This window comes from Hydrogenophaga sp. (assembly GCF_011772445.1).
Lineage (GTDB): Bacteria > Pseudomonadota > Gammaproteobacteria > Burkholderiales > Burkholderiaceae_C > Hydrogenophaga.
In genome coordinates this window covers 15254-33019 of record NZ_WVZN01000027.1, presented here as the reverse complement: position 1 = coordinate 33019, position 17766 = coordinate 15254, and the positions used below count along the sequence as shown (strand labels likewise).

General features: G+C 71.1%; 18 protein-coding genes. 9 read left to right on the top strand and 9 right to left on the bottom strand.

Annotated elements, in window-relative coordinates; all coding sequences use genetic code 11:
- Nucleotides 1-115 precede the first annotated feature (115 nt).
- The 3 genes from GTO19_RS12825 to GTO19_RS12815 all read right to left on the bottom strand — a co-directional run bounded on the left by GTO19_RS12825 (nt 116) and on the right by GTO19_RS12815 (nt 3053).
- Nucleotides 116-1651 carry an MFS transporter gene (locus GTO19_RS12825; RefSeq protein ID WP_291021283.1) on the bottom strand — a complete coding sequence of 512 codons (1536 nt, stop codon included), beginning with the start codon at nt 1649-1651 and terminating at the stop codon, nt 116-118.
- A 78-nt stretch (nt 1652-1729) separates the two neighbouring features.
- Entirely contained in the window at nt 1730-2353 is a 624-nt protein-coding gene (locus tag GTO19_RS12820) for a TetR/AcrR family transcriptional regulator (RefSeq protein WP_291021282.1), read from the bottom strand.
- A 109-nt stretch (nt 2354-2462) separates the two neighbouring features.
- Entirely contained in the window at nt 2463-3053 is a 591-nt protein-coding gene (locus tag GTO19_RS12815; RefSeq protein ID WP_291021281.1) for a TetR/AcrR family transcriptional regulator, read from the bottom strand.
- Between the two features lie 103 nt (nt 3054-3156).
- On the opposite strand from GTO19_RS12815, the gene GTO19_RS12810 reads away from it, so the two are divergent.
- A complete protein-coding gene (locus tag GTO19_RS12810; protein WP_291021280.1) occupies nt 3157-3579 on the top strand; it encodes a VOC family protein in 423 nt (140 codons plus the stop codon).
- Between the two features lie 3 nt (nt 3580-3582).
- Here GTO19_RS12810 and GTO19_RS12805 read toward each other — a convergent pair whose 3' ends face one another.
- Nucleotides 3583-4305 (bottom strand): MgtC/SapB family protein, encoded by a 723-nt coding sequence (locus GTO19_RS12805; RefSeq protein ID WP_291021279.1) that lies wholly within the window; start codon nt 4303-4305, stop codon nt 3583-3585.
- A gap of 72 nt (nt 4306-4377) precedes the next feature.
- On the bottom strand, nt 4378-5172 hold the full coding sequence (locus GTO19_RS12800; protein ID WP_291021278.1) for an IclR family transcriptional regulator: 795 nt from the start codon (nt 5170-5172) through the stop codon (nt 4378-4380).
- Nucleotides 5173-5327: 155 nt separating this feature from the next.
- Here GTO19_RS12800 and GTO19_RS12795 point away from each other — a divergent pair, with 155 nt between their 5' ends.
- The 7 genes from GTO19_RS12795 (at nt 5328) to GTO19_RS12765 (ending at nt 11405) form a co-directional block, all read left to right on the top strand.
- A complete protein-coding gene (locus GTO19_RS12795) occupies nt 5328-5780 on the top strand; it encodes a type II 3-dehydroquinate dehydratase (protein WP_291021277.1) in 453 nt (150 codons plus the stop codon).
- A 45-nt stretch (nt 5781-5825) separates the two neighbouring features.
- Nucleotides 5826-6815, top strand: a complete 990-nt coding sequence (gene dctP / locus GTO19_RS12790; protein WP_291021276.1) for a TRAP transporter substrate-binding protein DctP — start codon at nt 5826-5828, stop codon at nt 6813-6815.
- A 116-nt stretch (nt 6816-6931) separates the two neighbouring features.
- Entirely contained in the window at nt 6932-7387 is a 456-nt protein-coding gene (locus tag GTO19_RS12785) for a TRAP transporter small permease (protein ID WP_291021275.1), read from the top strand.
- Nucleotides 7384-8685, top strand: coding sequence for a TRAP transporter large permease (locus GTO19_RS12780; protein WP_291021274.1), 1302 nt, complete (start codon nt 7384-7386; stop codon nt 8683-8685). Before GTO19_RS12785 ends, GTO19_RS12780 begins: the two co-directional genes overlap by 4 nt.
- Before the next feature lie 19 nt (nt 8686-8704).
- A complete protein-coding gene (locus GTO19_RS12775) occupies nt 8705-9580 on the top strand; it encodes a shikimate dehydrogenase (RefSeq protein ID WP_291021273.1) in 876 nt (291 codons plus the stop codon).
- The gene (locus GTO19_RS12770) at nt 9577-10503 is read left to right on the top strand and encodes a 4-hydroxyphenylpyruvate dioxygenase (protein WP_291021272.1); all 927 of its coding nucleotides are present in this window, start codon (nt 9577-9579) and stop codon (nt 10501-10503) included. The genes GTO19_RS12775 and GTO19_RS12770 overlap by 4 nt, the downstream gene beginning before the upstream one ends.
- The gene (locus GTO19_RS12765; RefSeq protein ID WP_291021271.1) at nt 10500-11405 is read left to right on the top strand and encodes a sugar phosphate isomerase/epimerase; all 906 of its coding nucleotides are present in this window, start codon (nt 10500-10502) and stop codon (nt 11403-11405) included. Before GTO19_RS12770 ends, GTO19_RS12765 begins: the two co-directional genes overlap by 4 nt.
- On the opposite strand, the gene GTO19_RS12760 is transcribed toward GTO19_RS12765, so the two are convergent.
- From GTO19_RS12760 to GTO19_RS12750, 3 genes are all read right to left on the bottom strand, one after another.
- Nucleotides 11364-12524 (bottom strand): acyltransferase, encoded by a 1161-nt coding sequence (locus tag GTO19_RS12760; protein WP_291021270.1) that lies wholly within the window; start codon nt 12522-12524, stop codon nt 11364-11366. The two genes, GTO19_RS12765 and GTO19_RS12760, sit on opposite strands and share 42 nt — an antisense overlap.
- A 100-nt stretch (nt 12525-12624) precedes the next feature.
- Nucleotides 12625-13290: a ligase-associated DNA damage response endonuclease PdeM gene (pdeM, locus tag GTO19_RS12755; protein WP_291021269.1), complete on the bottom strand. Its 666-nt coding sequence runs from the start codon at nt 13288-13290 to the stop codon at nt 12625-12627.
- On the bottom strand, nt 13283-15769 hold the full coding sequence (locus tag GTO19_RS12750; RefSeq protein ID WP_291025870.1) for a ligase-associated DNA damage response DEXH box helicase: 2487 nt from the start codon (nt 15767-15769) through the stop codon (nt 13283-13285). The genes pdeM and GTO19_RS12750 overlap by 8 nt, the downstream gene beginning before the upstream one ends.
- Before the next feature lie 115 nt (nt 15770-15884).
- On the opposite strand from GTO19_RS12750, the gene GTO19_RS12745 reads away from it, so the two are divergent.
- Entirely contained in the window at nt 15885-16814 is a 930-nt protein-coding gene (locus GTO19_RS12745; protein WP_291021267.1) for a LytTR family DNA-binding domain-containing protein, read from the top strand.
- On the opposite strand, the gene GTO19_RS12740 is transcribed toward GTO19_RS12745, so the two are convergent.
- Nucleotides 16811-17752 (bottom strand): PDR/VanB family oxidoreductase, encoded by a 942-nt coding sequence (locus GTO19_RS12740; protein WP_291021336.1) that lies wholly within the window; start codon nt 17750-17752, stop codon nt 16811-16813. The two genes, GTO19_RS12745 and GTO19_RS12740, sit on opposite strands and share 4 nt — an antisense overlap.
- Nucleotides 17753-17766: the final 14 nt, after the last annotated feature.

The window sequence follows — 17766 nt, the reverse complement described above, 5'->3', positions numbered from 1 at the left end:
GCGGGCGCGCTTCGACGGGATGATGCGGGACCCGGCATGAATCTGCTCCTTTGAGCTTAGATTATCGCTCAAATGATCTGATGTGAGTCACCCCCGCAAGGTCATGGCGGACCCCTCAGGCAGCGGCCGCCGCCGGCCGTCGCATCAACAACAGCGCCGTCATCACGCAAGCCGCCGCGATCACCGCCGCGCCGGCCAGCGTGACCAGGTGCAGCGATTCGACGAAGGCCCCACGCGCCAGCGCGGCGAACAGCGGGCCGTCCGCGCCGCCCAGTGAACCTGCCGCGTGCAGCGCACCCGCCAGTGTGTCGCGCGCCGCGTCGGCGGCGTGCTCGGGCAGCGCCGCCGGCATGCCCGCCCCCACGCGCGCCTGGTACCAGGCCACGCCCAGGCTGCCCAGCAGGGCCACGCCCAGGGCACCGCTCAACTCGGACGCCGTCTCCGACAGCGCCGAAGCCGCACCGGCGCGCTCGGGCGGGGCCGAGGTGATGATGATCTCGTTGCCCAACGTGAACACCGGTGCCATGCCCAGGCTCATGACCACCGTGCCCGCCACCAGCCAGGGCAGGCCCGTGCCGGTGTCCACCATCAGCAGCATCAGGAAGCCGATCACCGCCGCCACCTGGCCGCCGATGAGGATGCGCACCGGCGCGAACCAGCTCGCCAAACGCGGGGCACCCAGTGAGCCGAACACGAAGGCCAGCGCCCAGGGCAGCGTCACCAGGCCCGCGCTCAGCGGGTCCAGTGAGCGCACCACCTGCAGGTACTGCGTGATGAAGATGTACACGCCGAACATGGCCAGGCAGGACAGCGCGTAGGCCGCCAGCGCCGCCGCGAAGCGCGGCTGGCGAAACAGCGCGATGTCCAGCAGCGGGTGCGCCAGACGCGACTGGCGCCGCACGAACACCCAGCCCAGGGCCACGCCCGCCGCCAGCGGCAGCAGGCCCGCCAGCACCAGGCCATGGGTGGCGATGGTCTTGATGCCGTAGACCGCCGCCAGCACCGAGGCCAGCGAGAGCAGCGCGCTCGCGAGATCGATCGGCCCCGCGTCAGGGTCCTTGAACTCGGGCAGCACGAGCGGCCCCAGCACCAGCAGCAGCGCCATCACCGGCACCGCCACGAGGAACACCGAGCCCCAGTGGAACCACTGCAGCAGCGCACCACCCACCAGCGGGCCGATGGCCGCGCCCATGGAAAAGCTCGCGATCCACACGCCGATGGCGAAGCGGCGCTGCTCCTCGTCGTGGAACATGTTGCGGATGAGGGACATGGTGGACGGCGCGAGCGTGGCACCGGCCACGCCCAGCAGCGCGCGCATGGCGATCAGCATCTCGGCGCTGGTGGAGAAGGCCGCGATGAGCGAGGCCAGGCCGAAGGCCGCGCCGCCGATCAACAGCAGCTTGCGCCGGCCGATGCGGTCGCCGAGGTTGCCCATGGTGATGAGAAAGCCCGCCACCAGGAAGCTGTAGATGTCGACCATCCACAGCAGTTGCGCGGCGCTGGGCCGCAGCTCGGCGCTGAGCACGGGCAGCGCGAGGTTGAGCACGGTCATGTCCATCGCATAGACCATGCAGGGCAGTGCGATCACCGCCAGGCCCAGCCAGTCGCGGCCGGTGGCCCGGGCGGGCGCGGGAGAGGTGTGTTCAGACATCGAGGATCACGTTGAAGCCGCCATGGATCATGCGTTCGGCATCGAATGGCACGGGGGCCATGAAGCCATCGACAGAGCTCATTTCACTGTCTCCTTGGCGGGGGTGGGAAGGAATTGCAGTTCGAGGTGGCGGCGCAGCACGCGCAGGCACTCGACCGCGGGCTCGATCGACTGCCGGGCCTTCACCAGCAGCAGCGATCCTTGAATGACGGCCTGCACGTACAGGCCCAGGGCCTCGGCGCTCCAACGCGCGCGGGGGACGTGCTGGCGCTTGGCGGCCGTGACCATCTCGGTCACCAGGTCCGCGTTGGCCGTGATGTGGCGGTCGCACACCTCGCGGATGGCGGGGTGGGTGATGTGCACCTCCTGCACCAGGGTGCCCAGCACGCAGGTGATCTCCGCGATCTCGCCCTGCAGCAGCTCGATGCGAAGGTCGACATAGCCGAGCAGGCGCTGAAGGGGGTCGGCCTTGTCCATGTAGCCGGCTCGGCGGAACAGCGCGTCGGCCTCTTCACCGAAGCGCTGCGCGGCGGCGGCAAAGATGTCTTCCTTGGTTTTGAAGTGATAGAAGAACGCGCCCTTGGTGAGGCCGGTGGCGGCGCACAGGTCGTCCACCGTGGTGGCGGTGTAGCCCTTGGTGCGCACCAGCGTCATGGCCGCCTGGAGCAGCCGGTCGCGGGAGCTGAGGGTCGGGGCGTCCATGGGTGTTCTCCGGGCGGATTCGGCAAGGGAGCGGAGATTACCGACCAGTTGGTATGTTCGTCAAGCCGGCAGATGTGACGATCGGCAAACGGTGCGGGGCCAAACGCGCTCACCCCCGATCGACCGCATGCGCCGCCCACAGCGCGCGCACCGCGCGCCGCCATTCGCGCGGCGGCACCGGCGCCTCGGGCGCGTTCACGCGCAGCGCCAGCGCATTGAGCGCGCCGTTCATCATGGCCACCGCCAGCTCCAGCCGGCAGTCGAAGCGGATGGCGCCGGCGGCGATCGCCGCCTTCATGCCCGCCGCCAGCGAGGCCTGGCTCAGCCGGTCGTCCAGCGCCTGCCAGCGTTCCCAGCCCAGCACCGTGGGCGCGTCGATCATGAGGATGCGCCGCGCCTCGGGCTCCGAGGTCTTTTCGATCCAGCGGATGGAGCCCTGCACCAGCGCGTCCAGCGGATCGCGCCGCGCACCGGCGGCCTCGTCCACCGCCGGCACGATGTCCTCGCACACCGCCAGGCACACGGCCTCAAACAGCGCGGCCTTGTCGGCGAAGTGGTGGTACAGCGCGCCGCGCGCCACACCGGCCTCCTGCAGCACCGCCTCGGTGGCGGTGCCGGCGTAGCCCAGTTCGCCGAACATGCGGCGCGCCACCCCAACCAGGCGCGCGCGAGTGGCATGGGCGCGTTCAACGTTCTTCATCCTCGTTCTCCTTGACCAGGAACGTCATTGACAGACAGTCTGTCGGTATCCTACATTGAACAAACAGACCGACAGTCTGTTTATTTCAAACAAGGAGTTTCCCATGGACAGCAAACCCCGCTATCAGGACCACTACCCCATCGTGGTGACACCCGACATCCGCGCCTGCCAGGCCTTCTGGGAGCAGCGCCTGGGCTGGTCATGCGGCTTCGCCAGCAGCTGGTTCGTCTGGCTGTGCAGCGAAGACGGCAGCGCCTCACTGGCCTTCATGTCGCCCGACCACCCCTCGGCCCCGCCCGGCCCCGAGACCTTCAGCGGCCTGGGCCTGTGCTTCGAGCTGCAGGTGGCCGACGCGCGGGCGGCGCACGCGGACTTCGAGGCGCGCGGCGGCCACGTGGGCCTGCCGCTCACCGACGAGGCCTTCGGCCAGCGCCGCTTCGGCTTCCGCGACCCGTCGGGCCTGTGGGTGGACGTGGTGGAGCAGATCGAGCCGCAGGCCGGCTACTGGGACCGCTACATGGTCTGAAGCTCAGTCGCCCGTGGGCGAGAGTCGGAACTGCTCCACCACCTTGAGCGTGCCCAGCGAGCGGGCCAGCACCGCCAGGTTCTTCGGCCGCATGGTGCGCAGCATCATGCGGTACTCGAAGGCGTCGCCCTCTTCCAGCCGGTAGCTCAGGTTGGCGATGGTGAAGCCGTGCTCCTTGAGCAGTTGGCGCAGATCGGCCTCGGGCATGGCCTTGAGGCGGTCGAAGCGCACGTTGAGCTGGGCGTAGGTGTGCGTTGGAACGAAGCGCTCCACCCGGTGCAACACCACCAGCGCCACCAGCGTGAGCACCGTGGCCAGCACGGCCGGAAAGTAGAAGCCGATGCCCATGAGCACGCCGATGGAGGCGGTGATCCAGATCGAGGCCGCCGTGGTGAGGCCCCGCACCGTGAGGCCTTCCTTGAAGATCACGCCCGCGCCGAGGAAGCCGATGCCGGTCATGATGCCCTGGGCCATGCGCGTGGGGTCCATGGTCACGGTGCCCTTGCTGTTGTCCTGCTCGAACCAGACGCCCTGGTACAGCGTCACCAGCATCAGCAGGCTGGAGGCGAGGCACACCAGTGTGTGCGTGCGAAAGCCGGCCGGTCGGCCGTGGTAGCTGCGCTCCAGGCCGATGAGGCCGCCGGCCACCATGGCGAAGAGCAGGTGCCGCGCGATTTCCTTGTACAGGGCCAGGGTCTCGTGATCGGGCATGTCGAACAGGTCCATCGGGTTCCTCCTGTCCCATGCTACCCGTGGCCAGCGGCCCGGCGCCGCGTGAAATCCCTGAGCGCCGCGGGCTCACCCTTTGCCCAGGGGTGGCCGACCGAACAGGCTGGACGCGTTGCTGATCGGCCCCAACTCCGCCGCCGCCGCCAGCAGCGCGGGCGCGAGTTCCTGCATGCGCGCCACGCTCAGCCGCGTGCGCGGTCCGGCAATGCTGATCACGCCGATGGCCTCGTGGCGGCGCATCACCGGCGCTGCCATGGCGCTCATGCCGGGCGCGAAGACCTCATCGATCATGGCGTACCCGCGCACGCGTGCCGCGTGCAGAAAGCCCAGCATGGCCTTCACCGTCGTCGGCGCCTTGGGGCCGTAGTCCCTGGGCGTGCCGAATCCCTGGCGCGTCACCAGTTCCAGCGCGCGCTCGTCGCTGAGCGTGTGCAGCCAGGCGTGCCCCGAGGCCGAGCACGACAGCCAGACGTCGGCGCCCATGTCGGGGTCGTAGCGCACGCCCTGCTGGCGCGCCCCCTGGGCCTTGGCCACGAAGGTGAGGCGGTCGTCGTCCACCAGGGACAGGCGCACCAGTTCGCCCGAGAGCTGCGCGAGCCGCTCCAGCAAGGGCCCCGCGATGTCGACGATGCCGCCGTGGCTGAGGTAGCCCAGGCCGATGGCCACCACCTTGGTGGTCAGCTGGTAGTCGCCCTGTTTGCGCTTCTGGCGCACGTAACCGCGCTGCTGCAGGTCGCCCAGCAGGCGGTGGCAGGCGCTCAGGGGGATGTCCAGTTCCTCGGCCATCAGGGCCAGCGGCAGGCCGTCGGGGTGGCGCGAGAGGTGTTCGAGCAGCGAGAGGCCGCGGTCAAGAGCGAGGTTCATGTCTCTGAATTTTTGTGATGCGGAAGCTGTTTCCAATGCGGAAAGTGTTTCCTGTGGCGGCCCAAGAATCGCCTTCCAGCCACACGACAGCAGGAGACGACTGTAGGCCACGCGCCCCTTCCGGCCAAGCCCGCCGCCGCACTCCCACCCCCACGATGAGCGCCACCGTACACATCCTCAACGGCCCCAACCTGAACCTGCTGGGGGTGCGCGAGCCGCACCTGTACGGCCACACCACCCTGGCGCAGGTGCAGGCGCGCTGCCTCACGCTGTCCGCCGAACTCGGGCTGAACTGCGTGTTCCGCCAGTCCAACCACGAAGGCGTGCTGGTGGACTGGGTGCAGGAAGCGCGCGCCGCCGGCGCGGCGGTGATCATCAACCCGGCTGGCCTGTCCTTCCGCTCGATCCCTCTGCTGGACGCGCTGAAGATGCTGGACCTGCCGGTGATCGAGGTCCACATCACCAACATCCACCGCCGCGAAGCGCCCTACAAGGACTCGCTCACCTCCCTGGCCAGCACCGGCGTGATCTGCGGACTCGGCCCCATGGGTTACGAGCTCGCGCTGCACGCGGTGGCGCAGCGGCTGCGCGAGGCCGCCACCGCCTGAGCCGTTTTCCTCACAACAACCGTCACACCAACGGAGACAAGCACCATGAACCGCACCATCGACCGCCGTTCCCTCCTCTGCGCCGGCGCCGGCCTGGCCGCCGGGGCCCTGCTGCCGGGCCGCGCCCGCGCGCAAAGCAAGCTGCGCTTCGCCGCGGTGTTCTCGGACACCGACATCCGCGCCGAGATGATCAGGCGCCTGAGCGCCGACATCGCACCCGACCACAGCATCGAGGCGCACCTGAACTCCACGCTGTTCCGCCAGGGGACCGAACTCGTGGCCCTGCAGCGCGACAACCTGGAGATGGGCAACATCGCGCCGCAGGACATCTCCAAGCAGGTGCCGGCCTGGTCGGTGCTGACCTCGGCCTACCTGTTCCGCGACGCCAACCACCTCAACGCCTTCTTCGCCAGCGACCTGGGCGCGCAGATGAAGAAGCAGGTGGAGGACCAGCTGAAGGTGAAGATCCTGGGCCCCACCTTCTTCGGCACGCGCCACGTGGGCCTGCGCGGCAAGAAGAAGGTCAACGTGCCGGCCGACCTGGCCGGGGTGAAGCTGCGCATGCCCGCGGGCGACGCCTGGCAGCTGCTGGGCCGCTCGCTGGGCGCCAACCCCACGCCGCTGGCCTACGCCGAGACCTACACGGCCCTGCAGACCGGCACCGTGGACGGCCAGGACAACCCGCTGCCCAACGTGCAGAACATGAAGTTCTACGAGGTGATGGGCCAGGTCGTGCTCACCTCGCACCTGGTGGCCTTCGACCTGCTCACCATGAACCTCAAGGCCTGGCAGGCGATGTCGGCCGACAAGCAGAAGGCCTTCCAGGCGGCGGTGGACAAGGCCATCACCTGGAGCGCGAACGAGCACGTCAAGCGCGAGGCCGAACTGGCCGAGGGCTTCAAGCGCCAGGGGCTGGACGTGTACGTGCCCAACATCAACGCCTTCCGCGAGCACGCGCAGAAGATCTACCTGGCGTCGGACGAAGCGAAGGCCTGGGCGCCCGGAATCATCGACAAGATCGCCGCGGTCAAGTGATGAATCACCCCCGCCGCGCTTCGCGCGACCCCCTCGAGGGGGCGGCACCTGAGGCCCGGCAAAGCCGGTTCCTCGGTGCCTCTGGGTTCGGCCTCCTCGCGCGTGCAGCCGAGGCTGTGGCCGCCGTCCTTCTGGGTGTGATCTTCCTCGCCTTCATCCTGCAGATCGCGTTGCGCTACCTGTTCGATCTGCCGGTGGGCTGGACGGCGGAGATTTCGCTCGTCGCCTGGCTCTGGCTGATCCTGTGGGGCTCGGCCTTCGTGCTGCGCGACGAGGAGGAGATCCGCATCGATCTGCTGCTGTCCATGTTCGGCCCGCGCGGGCGGCGCGTGCTCTCCTCGCTGGGCTCCATCGCCATCGTGCTGCTGTTCGCGCTGGCCCTGCCCGCCACCTGGGACTACGTGACGTTCATGAAGGTGGAGAGCAGCTCGTACCTGAAGATCCGCTTCGACTGGCTCTACTCGATCTACCTCGTGTTCACCGTGGCCGTCATCGCGCGTCACCTGTGGCTGATCGTGAACGCCATCCGTGGGCGTGAGCAGACCGAATCCACCCACATAGGCTCCCTGTGAACCCGACGAGTCCCTTCTCGCTGGCCGTCGCGGCCATCGTGCTGCTGAGCCTGCTGGGCGTGCCGATCGGGCAGGCCATGATCGGCGCGTCCATCCTTTACCTGTGGCTCAAGGGCATGGACATGGGCAGCGCGGCCGAGCAACTGCTCAACAGCACCTATTCCAGCTACCTGCTGCTGGCCATTCCGCTGTTCATCCTGGCCGCCAGCTTCATGAGCTCGGGCAGCGTGCTCGACCGCCTGCTGCGCTGGTGCAACGCGCTGGTGGGCCGCTTTCCCGGCGGCCTGGCGCAGGTGAACGTGCTGCAGAGCGTGGTGTTTGCCAGCATGTCGGGCTCGGCCCTGGCCGACGCGGCCGGCTCGGGCAAGCTCATGCAGGCCATGATGACGCGCGACGGCCGCTACCCGGCCTCCTTCGCGGCCGCGCTCACCGCGGTGTCGGCCGTCATCGGGCCGATCCTGCCGCCATCGATTCCGCTGGTGCTGTACGCGCTGGTCTCGGGCACCTCCATCGGCTACCTCTTCCTGGCCGGCGTGCTGCCCGGGCTGCTGTTGGGCGCGGTGCAGATGGCGCTGATCCACTACCTGGCCAAGCGCCACCGCTTCCCGGTGGAAGACGCGGTGCCGCTGCGCGAGCTGCCGCGCATCACGCGCGAGGCCCTGCCCGCGCTGATGATGCCGCTGCTGCTGCTGGGCTGCCTCTACAGCGGCATCACCACGCCCACCGAGGCCGCCGGCGTGGCCGCCGCCTATGCGCTGCTGATCGCGGCCTTCTACTACCGCAGCCTGCGCCTGCGCGACGTCTACGAGTCGCTGCAGCAGAGCGCGCGCACCAGCGTGTCCATCGGCATCCTGATCGCGGGCGCCACGGTGTTCAACTTCGTCATCACCTCGGAGAACATCCCCGCCTCGCTGAGCGCGGTGATGAAGGGACTCGAGCTCTCGCCCTTCACCTTCCTGCTGCTGGCCAACCTGCTGCTGCTGGTGCTGGGCGCCTTCCTCGAAGGCTCCACCATCATCCTGGTGATCCTGCCCGTGCTGCTGCCCACGGCCGTGGCCCTGGGCGTGGACCCGGTGCACTTCGGCGTGATGGCGGTGCTCAACATCATGATCGGCCTGGTCACACCGCCTTATGGCCTGCTGCTGTTCATGATGACCAGGATCGCCAACGTCTCCCTCGGCGATCTGGTGCGCGCCACCCTGCCCTTCCTGGGCGTGATGCTGATCGCGCTGGCCATCACCACCTTCTGGCCCGACTTCGTGCTGTTCCTGCCGCGCCTGGCCGGCTACACCGGCTGACCGAACGGGGCGCCGCGACATGAACACGCCCCGCATCGACGGCCACACCCGGGTGATCGTCCACCTGGGCCATCCCACGCACAGCTTCAAGGCGCCGCTGATCTACAACCCCTGGTTCGCGGCCAGCGGCACCCCCGCGGTGGTGGTGCCCATCGACTGCCCGGCCGGCGCGCTCGAATCGCTGCTGCCGCCGCTGATGGCCGCGCCCAATGTGATCGGCGCTCTCATCACCATGCCGCACAAAGTGGGCGTGGTGGCGCTGCTCGACGAGGTTTCGCGCACCGCGCAGGTGGCCGGCGCCTGCAACGCGGTGAAGCGCGCGCCCAACGGCCGCCTGATCGGCGACATGTTCGATGGCGAGGGCTTCGTGCGCGGCGTGCAGCGCAAGGGCCTGGCGCTGAAAGGTGCCAGCGCCCTCGTCGTGGGCAGCGGCGGTGTGGGCTCGGCCATCGCGGCCTCGCTGGCGGCGGCGGGCGTGGCGCATCTGTCGCTGTTCGACACGAACGGCGCGGCCAGCGAGGCCTTGAGCGGGCGCCTGCGCGCGGCCTATCCCTTGCTTCAGATCAGCACCGGCGAACGCGACCCGGCCGGCGTCGACCTCGTGGTCAACGCCACGCCGCTGGGCATGGCGCCCGGCGACCCGCTGCCGCTGGACGTGGACCGCCTGGACGCCCGCAGCTTCGTGGGCGAGGTGGTCATGCGCGAGCGCTTCACCGCCTTCCTGTCGGCCGCGCAGGCGCGCGGCTGCCGCGTGCAGGTGGGCACCGACATGCTGTTCGAGCAGATCCCCGCCTACCTCGAGTTCTTCGGCCTGCCGGTGGCCACGCCCGAGCGCCTGCGCGAACTCGCGCAGCTCGACACGCCGCCACCGGCCCCTCAGGAGGCGAAACCATGAACGAAGCGTCGATCGACGCCTTGCCCGCGCGCGAGCCGCTGCAGGCGTCCACCAGCGACACCGACAACCCGCTCGGCCTCGACGGCATCGAGTTCGTCGAGTACGCCACCTTGCAGCCGCAGGCCCTGGGCCAGGTGCTGGAGATGATGGGCTTTCGCCCGGTGGCGCGGCACCGCTCGCGCGAGGTGCTGCTGTACCGCCAGGGCGCGCTCAACCTGGTGGTGAACGCGCACCCCATCGACGCGCTCGGCGCGGCGCACGGCGATGCGCGGCCGGTGATCGGTGCCGTGGGCCTGCGCGTGCGCGACGCCCGCGCCGCGCGCGAGTACGTGCTCTCGCGCGGCGGCTGGGAGGTGCCCACGCACCCCGAGGCCATGGAGCTCAACATCCCCGCCATCCACGGCGTGGGCGGCAGCCGCCTCTACCTGATCGACCGCTACCGCGACTTCTCGATCTACGACGTGGACTTCGTCCCGATCCCCGGCGTGGACCCGCACCCGCCCGCGCTGTTCGACATGCGCCTGTTCGGCCTGGTGCAGTACATCGGCCTGGGCCGCAGCGGCGACTGGACCGCCTTCTACGAGACCCTGCTCGGTGCCACGCCCATCCCCGACGAGGAGCGCTTCGGCATCATGCCCGCGGGCCACCTGCTGCGCGTGCCGGGGCGGCGGCCCGGGCAAGGTTTCCTGCTGCAGCTCGTGGAGCCGCCCGTGGACGCCCTGGATGATCGCGAGCAGTGGCAGCGCATCGGCATCGGCGTGAGCGACGTGCTGGCCGCCGTGCGCGCGCTGCGCGATCGCGGCGTGGAATTCGTCGAGTCGGAGGCGGTGCATGCCGAGCGGCGCGGCGCCATCACCAGGGCCTACCTGGGCGGCGTGGTGTTCGAGCTGGTGCAGGACCCGCAGGCCAGGACGGCACCATGAACGACCCACGCAGCGCCCGCGAGGCCATGCGCGACGTCGGCATGGACACCATCACCCTGGCCGGCCCGCTGGACGCCAAGCTGCGCGCCATGCGCGAGGCCGGTTTCGGCCAGGTCATGCTCAAGGCCAACGACCTCGTGGGCCACCCCGCCGGCTGGCAGGCCGCGGTGGCCGAGGTAAAGGCCAGCGGCCTGCGCGCCACCGGCTTTCAGGTGCTGCGCGACTTCGAAGGCCTCTCGGGCCACCTGCACGACTACAAGCTCGACATCGCCAAGACCATGCTGCGCATGTGCGCCGCGCTGGACAGCCAGGTGCTGCTGGCCTGTTCGTCCACCTCGGCCCACGCCTCGCAGGACCCCGATCACCTCGCGCGCGACCTGCGCAAGCTCGCCATGCTGGCGCTGCCACTGGGCATCCGCATCGCCTACGAGGGCCTGTCCTGGGGCCGCACCATCAACGAATACACCAGCGCCTGGGACGTGGTGAGCCGCGCCGACTGCCCCAACCTGGGCGTCTGCCTGGACAGCTTCCACATCCTGGCCGCGAAAACGCCGCTGGACGCGCTGGCCGACATCGAGCCCGGCAAGGTCTTCCTGGTGCAGCTCTCCGACTTCCTGTGGCAGGAGACGCGCACCTTCGAGGAGCGCATGACCACGGCGCGCACCTGGCGCGTCTTTCCGGGCGAGGGCGTTCACACGCCGCAGCTCATCGAGATGGTGCAGACACTGGACGCCATGGGCTACAGCGGCGACTACAGCTTCGAGGTCTTCAACGACGACTACCAGCAGATGCCCCTGCCCATGGTGGCCGAGCGCGCGCGCCGCAGCGCCCTGTGGCTGGCCGAGGACGTGCTGCGGCGCTCATTGCCCCTGCCGGGGCAGCTGCGCCTGCAAGGGCGCTGAGATCCGGCGCAGGGGCGCCAGCCCGAAGCACGCGCGCAACCACCCCACGCGGCGGATCAGGCCGTCGTTGAGCGCCCAGCAGCCCAGCACCGTGAGCGTGAGCACGCCCAGTGGCTCGGCCACCGGCCCGAGACCCAGCGGCATCAGCCAGGCCAGCGCCACGATGATCAGGGTCTGGTGCAGCACGTACCAGGGATAGACCGACTCGCGCGCCCAGCCCAGCCAGGGCCAGGGGCGGTTCAGGTGGCGGTGCGCGAAGCCCAGCGCCGCCACGATGGCCCACCAGGACACGGCGTCGGCCGCCAGCCGCGCCCAGGGCCAGGGCGTCGTCAGCCCCAGGCGAAAACCCAGGTGCGCGGCGAAGGCCAGCACCGCCCCGCCCAGCGCCCACCAGCGCAGGCGCGTGAGCTCGCGCCACAGCGCGGCGTCGGTGCCGATCCACCAGCCGTAGAGGAAGACGGTGAAGTACACGGCGTGCATCCACCAGTCGTTGACCAGGTCGTGCGTGGGCGGGAAATGGCGGCGCAGCAGCAGCGACCCCATCATGAGCGGCAGCAGGGGCAGCAGCATGAGCCACGCGCCGCGCAACGCCTGGAAGCGCGGGGCCAGTGGGGCCAGCGCACGCCGCGCCAGCAGCAGCACCGAGGTGTAGGCCCACAGGTAAGGCAGGAACCACAGGTGGTTCCAGGTGACGCCGACGTGCGCGCCGTCGAAGGCCTGGGCCGGCCAGGGGCCGCCCTGTGCGTAGCGCCACAGGAAGGCGCCGAACCCGGGCTCGATGAAGCCCCCCGCCAGCGCCTGCGCATAGGCCTGGTAGGGCACCACCACCGCCATGCCGAAGGCCAGCGGCAGCAGCAGGCGTGCGCTGCGCTGGCGCCACAGCGCCGGCGCCGGCGTCTCGCGGCGCATCAGCAAGCCCAGTGCCAGCCCCGAGACCAGGAACACCAGGTCCAGTCGCCACAGGTTGAGCGCGCGCATGGGCCACTGCAGCCACTCGGCCGCGTGCGCGCTTTTCAGGTGCCAGGGCCAGTCGGCCACGTAGGCCATGCCCAGGTGGTAGACCATCACCAGCGCGAAGGCCAGGAAACGCAGGGTGTCGATGTCGTGTCGGCGGTTCATGCCGGCATGTTGCGGTGCACGGCGGGACGGACGAAAGGCACAGGGACGGACCGGGGGCGGGCCGGGACGAACCGGGAACGGCCGGGGACGGCCGGCGCGCTCAGCCCACCGGGCCCAGGTCGAGCAGGTGGCCGTTCAGGCAGGCGTGGCGCGCCTGCGCGCGGTCGATCAGCCAGCCACCCGTGAAGGCCGAGAACGCCGGCAGCACCAGTTGGTGATCGACCTGCACGAACGCCGGAAAGCGGCCGCGCAGGCCGGGCACGCGAACCACGGGGTGCACGTGGCCGCACACCGTCGGGTGGGGTGCGCCGCCGGCGGGCCCGGTGGCTGGCGCCGAGGACGGCGCGTGGGCAAAAGCCAGGGGGCCGTCCACCACGCGCCCCTGCAGCCGCGCGATGCCCAGGTCGGCGCGCGCGGCCGAGCGGTCGTGATTGCCCTCCACCAGCACGATCTGCAGTTGCGCGTGCCGTGTCCGGAACCGCCGCCATTCGTCGCGCCAGGGCGCGTCGGGCCGGGCGCCGTGCAGCAGGTCGCCGAGCACCCAGAGTTCCTGCGCGGCGGTGGTGGCGATGAGCGCGGCCAGGCGGTCGAGGTCGTGGCGCGCGCCGCCCGTGGGCAGCGCGATGCCGGCGGCGCGGAAGGCGTCGTCCTTGCCCAGGTGCACATCGGCCACCAGCAGGCGCTGGCGCGCGGGCCAGTGCAGCGCGCGGTCGGCGTGCAGCCGCAAGGCCTCGCCGCCAAGTGCGATGTCCTGCGTCTCACCCATGGCGCTTCTGAAGTTGTTCGGCCGCGCGCCGCACGCGCGCCGACCAGTCTTCGGTGCTGAGTTCGCCGCGCGTGGTTTCGGCCCACAGCGGGAACGACAGCGGCGTGAGTGTGCGCGGCGCTTGCAACACCAGCCGGCGCGCGGCGCCACGTTGCAGGGCGGCGGCCAGCGCCTGCACGTCCATCTGCGCCTCGAACACCTCGCGCTCGGCCTGGGCCAGCAGCACGTGGCCGGGGTCGTGGCGGCGCAGCACATCGAACAGCAGGCCGCTGGAGGCCTGCAACTGCCGCAGGCTGCGCGGCGTGCCGCCGGGCAGCGAGGGCGTGAGCAGGCCGGCCACGCGCGCGATCTCGCGGAACTGGCGGCGCGCCATCTCGCTCAGGTTCAGGGCCTCGCGCAAGTCGTCCATGAGCGCCTCGGGCGTGAGCAGTTGGCGCAGCAGGGCCTCGTCCACGGGGGCGCGCCGCTGCGCATCGAGCACGAAACCGTAGTCGTTGACCGCGTACAGGAAGGTGTTGGGCGAAGCGCGGCCCCAGCGCAGCGCGCACAGCGCGGCCATGCCCTCGTGCACCGAGCGGCCCGCGAACGGGTAGATGAACAACAGGCCTCCGCCGCCGCGCGCCGGCACGGACTCCACCAGCAGCGTCCCGGCCGTGGGCAGGGCCGACGCGCGCGCCTGCAGGTCGAGCAGCGGGGCCAGCGCGCGCATTTCGGGGGCGTCGCGCGGGCCGGCGAGCGCGGCCTCCACGGCCATGCCCAGTTCGGTGGACAAGGGCATGCGCCCGCCCTGCCAGCGCGGCACGCTGGCGCTGGGCGAGGCCGCCTTGCGCACGTAGGCCGTCATGCCGTCGACCGCCACGAGCTCCAGCGTGCGGCCCGCGAACTGGAAGCGATCGCGCGGGCGCAGCCGGCTGATGAAGCCCTCCTCCACCGAGCCCAGCGCCGCGCCGCGCAGGTAGCGCACCTCCACCGCGCCGTCGGCCGTGATGGTGCCGATGGAGAGCCGGTGCCGCAGCGCCACGCGCCGGTCGCTGACGCCGTAGAGGCCCTGCCCGTCCACCACCACCCGGTGGAAATCGGGGTAGTTCTCCAGCGCCTGGCCACCGCGTTCGATGAAGGCCAGCACGGCCTCCCATTGCACGGCGCTCAGGCCCGCGAAGGCGTGCGTGCCGCGCACCTCGGCCAGCAGCTCGTCGGCGCGGAAGCCGCCGCCGAGCGCGAGCGTGACGCAATGCTGCGCGAGCACGTCGAGCGACAGCCGCGGCGGACGGCGCGGCTCGATGCGACCCTCGGCGATGGCCTGGCGCGCCGCCGCGTACTCGGCGAGTTCGAGCACGTGCGTGGGCACGCAGTGCACGGTGCCCGGCGCGCCCGGGCGGTGGTTGGCGCGGCCCGCGCGCTGCAGCAGGCGCGCCATGCCCTTGGGGCTGCCGATCTGCAGCACCAGGTCCACGCTCGGGAAGTCCACGCCCAGGTCCAGGCTGGACGTGGCCACCACGCAGCGCACGCTGCCGTCGCGCAGGCCCTGCTCCGCCGCCGCGCGCAGGCCGACGTCCAGCGAGCCGTGGTGCAGCGCGAGCGTCTGCGGCGCTTCCAGCCAGATCGACGCCAGCGCGCGGTGCCACAGTTCGGCCTGCGCGCGCGTGTTGGTGAACACGATGGCGCTGCGCGCCTGCGCGATGAGCGCCACCACGCGGCCCAGTTGCGACAGGCCGAGGTGCCCCGCCCAGGGAAAGCGCTCGCCGGCCTCGGGCAACAGGGTCTTGAGCGCGATGGGGCGCTGGCGCGCGCTGCGCACGATGGGCGCGCCGGGCCGGTGGGGCAGCAGCACGTCGCGCGCTTCGTCGAGATTGCCCAGCGTGGCCGACAGGCCCCAGGTGACGGCCGCGGGCGCCAGCGCGCGCAGCCGGGCGAGCCCGAGCTGGAGCAACACGCCGCGCTTGTTGCCGAGCAGCTCGTGCCATTCGTCCACCACCACGCCGCGCAGGCCCGCGAAACGGGCGGCGGTGTCGGGGTAGGACAGCAGCAGCGCGAGCGATTCGGGCGTGATCACCAGCACCTCGGCCAGGCCCTCGCGCGCGAGGCGGCGTTCGCGCGAGCCCGCATCGCCGGTGCGCCTGGCCACCGTCCAGCCCAGGCCCAGGGCGTCGATGGGGCGCTGCAAGGCCTGCGCCGTGTCAGTGGCGAGCGCACGCAGCGGCGTCACCCACAGCAGGCGCAGGCGCGGCGCCCGAGGGTCCGCTGCTGGCACGGGCGCGGGTGTGCGCTCGCGCAGGCCCTCGATCAGCAGCCCACCGAACGCGGCCAGCGTCTTGCCGCTGCCCGTGGGCGTCACCAGCAGACCCGATGTGCCACGCGCCCAGTGCCGCCACAGCTCGCGTTGGAAGGGCGCGGGCGTCCAGCCCTGGTCGGCGAACCAGCGCATGAGAGCGGCGGTGGCGGCGGTGGTGGACGTCGAGGTCGACTTCGAGGACGGCATGGCGCGGATCGCCGCAGTATCGGTGCGCCTGCCCTGACGCGGGCGCCCTGAAGGCCACGACCTTCATCGGCGACGGGGAACGGATCGCGGAACGGCCCTGGCTAGACTCGCGGCCATGTCCCAGAACCCCATCGCCTGGCTCCGTCGGCACCCGCGCTGGCACCGCACCGCGGAGGTGGCGTTCTGGGTCGCGGTCATCGGCCTGCACGCCCTGCTGAACACCGCCGTGGCACGCGCCGACATGCGCGAGGCCGGCCTGCCCTGGGGCTGGTGGGAAGCGGCGGTGTGGGAAGGCACCAGCCACGCGGTGTTGCTGGCGCTGATCCCCGCCATCGCCTGGTGGAACCGGCGCTTCCCCTTGCACTGGGACACCCTGGCCCGCCACCTGCCCTGGCACCTGCTGGGCAGCGTGCTGTTCAGCCTGGCGCACGTGGCGGGCATGGTGGCGCTGCGCCACGCCTTGCATGCGGCGGCGGGGCAGGCCTATGCATTCGGGCCCTGGTGGTCGGAGTGGGGCTACGAATACCTGAAGGACGTGCGCGCCTACGCCGCCATCGTGGGCGCGCTCACCGTCTACCGCGTGCTGCTGCTGCGCCTGCAGGGCGAGGCGCGGGTGCTGGACGCGCCAGAGCCGCCCATGCCGGCCCCAGCGCCGCTGCCGGTGGATGCGCCGCCCGCGCCCCCCGCCCCGGTCGAGCCCCCACCCCCCAGCCGCCCCGAGCGCTTCCTCGTGCGCCAGTTGCGCAAGGAATTCCTCATCGCCGCGAACGACATCGACTGGGTGCAGGCCCAGGCCAACTACGTGGGATTGCGCGTGAACGGGCACGACTACCTGCTGCGTTCCACCCTGGCCGAGTTCGCGCGCCAACTGAACCCGGCGCGATTCGTGCAGGTGCACCGCAGCTACCTGGTGAACCTGGAGCGCATCGTGGCGATCGAGCCGCTGGACAGCGGCGACGCGCGCCTGCGGCTGCGCGACGGCGGGGTGGTGCCTTGCAGCCGGCGGTACCGCGCGGCGCTGGACGCCGCGATCACCGGACCCTAGAGGTCCAGCGTCAGCTCCGCCGACTGCGAGCCCGAGCAGCAGATCATCATCGTCCGGCCCGCCGCACGCTCCTGTTCCGAGAGCACGAGGTCGCGGTGGTCTGGCACGCCGCCCAGCACGGCCGTTTCGCAGATGCCGCACACGCCCTGCTGGCACGACGAGGGCACGGCCACGCCCTCGGCCTGCAGCGCGTCCAGGATGGTGCAGCCGGGCGCGATGGGAATGGTGCGCCCGCTGCGCGCCAGATGCACGACGAAGCCGCCCTCGGTGGCGGGCGCTTCCTTGGCCGCGAAGTACTCCAGGTGCACGCGCGCCGCGTCCAGGCCGGCGCAGGCGGCCTCGAAGGCCTCCAGCATGGGCACCGGCCCGCAGCAGTAGAAATGCGCGCCGGCCGGCGCCGCCGCCACGATGGCGGCGAGGTCCAGCGATGGCGCGCCTTCGTCGCTGAAGCTCAGGTGCACGCGCCCGGCGTGGCCGGCCAGTTCGTCCAGCAGGGCCGCGCCACGGCGGCTGCGCGCACGGTAGTGCAGCGTCCAGGGTGTGCCCAGGCGCTCCAGGCGCTGGACCATGCTCCACAGCGGCGTGATGCCGATGCCGCCCGCTATGAAGACCGCGTGCGGGGCGGACTCGTCGAGGGCGAAGTGGTTGCTCGGGCCATCCACTTCAATGAGCGCGCCGACGCGCGCGTCGGCGTGCAGCCAGGCCGAGCCGCCCCGGCTGTCGGGCTCGCGCTTGACGCCGATCACGTAGCGGTGGCGCTCGGCCGGGTCGTTGAGCAGGGAGTAGCTTCGGGTGATGCCGCGGGGCAGGCGCAGGTCGATGTGGGCGCCGGCGTCGAAAGGCGCCAGCCCATCGCGCGCGGGCGCGCGCAGGTCGAACAGGAGCACGTCCTCGGCGCCGTAGGCGATGGCATGGATGCGAAGGGACACGGGGGCCATGGTCGCGGTGGCGC

Coding starts and splice junctions, on each gene's coding strand:
- GTO19_RS12765 (WP_291021271.1), top strand. CDS start 10,500: ATGAACGACCCACGCAGCGCCCGCGAGGCCATGCGCGACGTCGGCATG.
- GTO19_RS12745 (WP_291021267.1), top strand. CDS start 15,885: ATGTCCCAGAACCCCATCGCCTGGCTCCGTCGGCACCCGCGCTGGCAC.
- GTO19_RS12810 (WP_291021280.1), top strand. CDS start 3,157: ATGGACAGCAAACCCCGCTATCAGGACCACTACCCCATCGTGGTGACA.
- GTO19_RS12795 (WP_291021277.1), top strand. CDS start 5,328: ATGAGCGCCACCGTACACATCCTCAACGGCCCCAACCTGAACCTGCTG.
- GTO19_RS12775 (WP_291021273.1), top strand. CDS start 8,705: ATGAACACGCCCCGCATCGACGGCCACACCCGGGTGATCGTCCACCTG.
- GTO19_RS12825 (WP_291021283.1), bottom strand. CDS start 1,651: ATGTCTGAACACACCTCTCCCGCGCCCGCCCGGGCCACCGGCCGCGAC.
- GTO19_RS12770 (WP_291021272.1), top strand. CDS start 9,577: ATGAACGAAGCGTCGATCGACGCCTTGCCCGCGCGCGAGCCGCTGCAG.
- pdeM (WP_291021269.1), bottom strand. CDS start 13,290: ATGGGTGAGACGCAGGACATCGCACTTGGCGGCGAGGCCTTGCGGCTG.
- GTO19_RS12750 (WP_291025870.1), bottom strand. CDS start 15,769: ATGCCGTCCTCGAAGTCGACCTCGACGTCCACCACCGCCGCCACCGCC.
- GTO19_RS12820 (WP_291021282.1), bottom strand. CDS start 2,353: ATGGACGCCCCGACCCTCAGCTCCCGCGACCGGCTGCTCCAGGCGGCC.
- dctP (WP_291021276.1), top strand. CDS start 5,826: ATGAACCGCACCATCGACCGCCGTTCCCTCCTCTGCGCCGGCGCCGGC.
- GTO19_RS12800 (WP_291021278.1), bottom strand. CDS start 5,172: ATGAACCTCGCTCTTGACCGCGGCCTCTCGCTGCTCGAACACCTCTCG.
- GTO19_RS12740 (WP_291021336.1), bottom strand. CDS start 17,752: ATGGCCCCCGTGTCCCTTCGCATCCATGCCATCGCCTACGGCGCCGAG.
- GTO19_RS12760 (WP_291021270.1), bottom strand. CDS start 12,524: ATGAACCGCCGACACGACATCGACACCCTGCGTTTCCTGGCCTTCGCG.
- GTO19_RS12815 (WP_291021281.1), bottom strand. CDS start 3,053: ATGAAGAACGTTGAACGCGCCCATGCCACTCGCGCGCGCCTGGTTGGG.
- GTO19_RS12805 (WP_291021279.1), bottom strand. CDS start 4,305: ATGGACCTGTTCGACATGCCCGATCACGAGACCCTGGCCCTGTACAAG.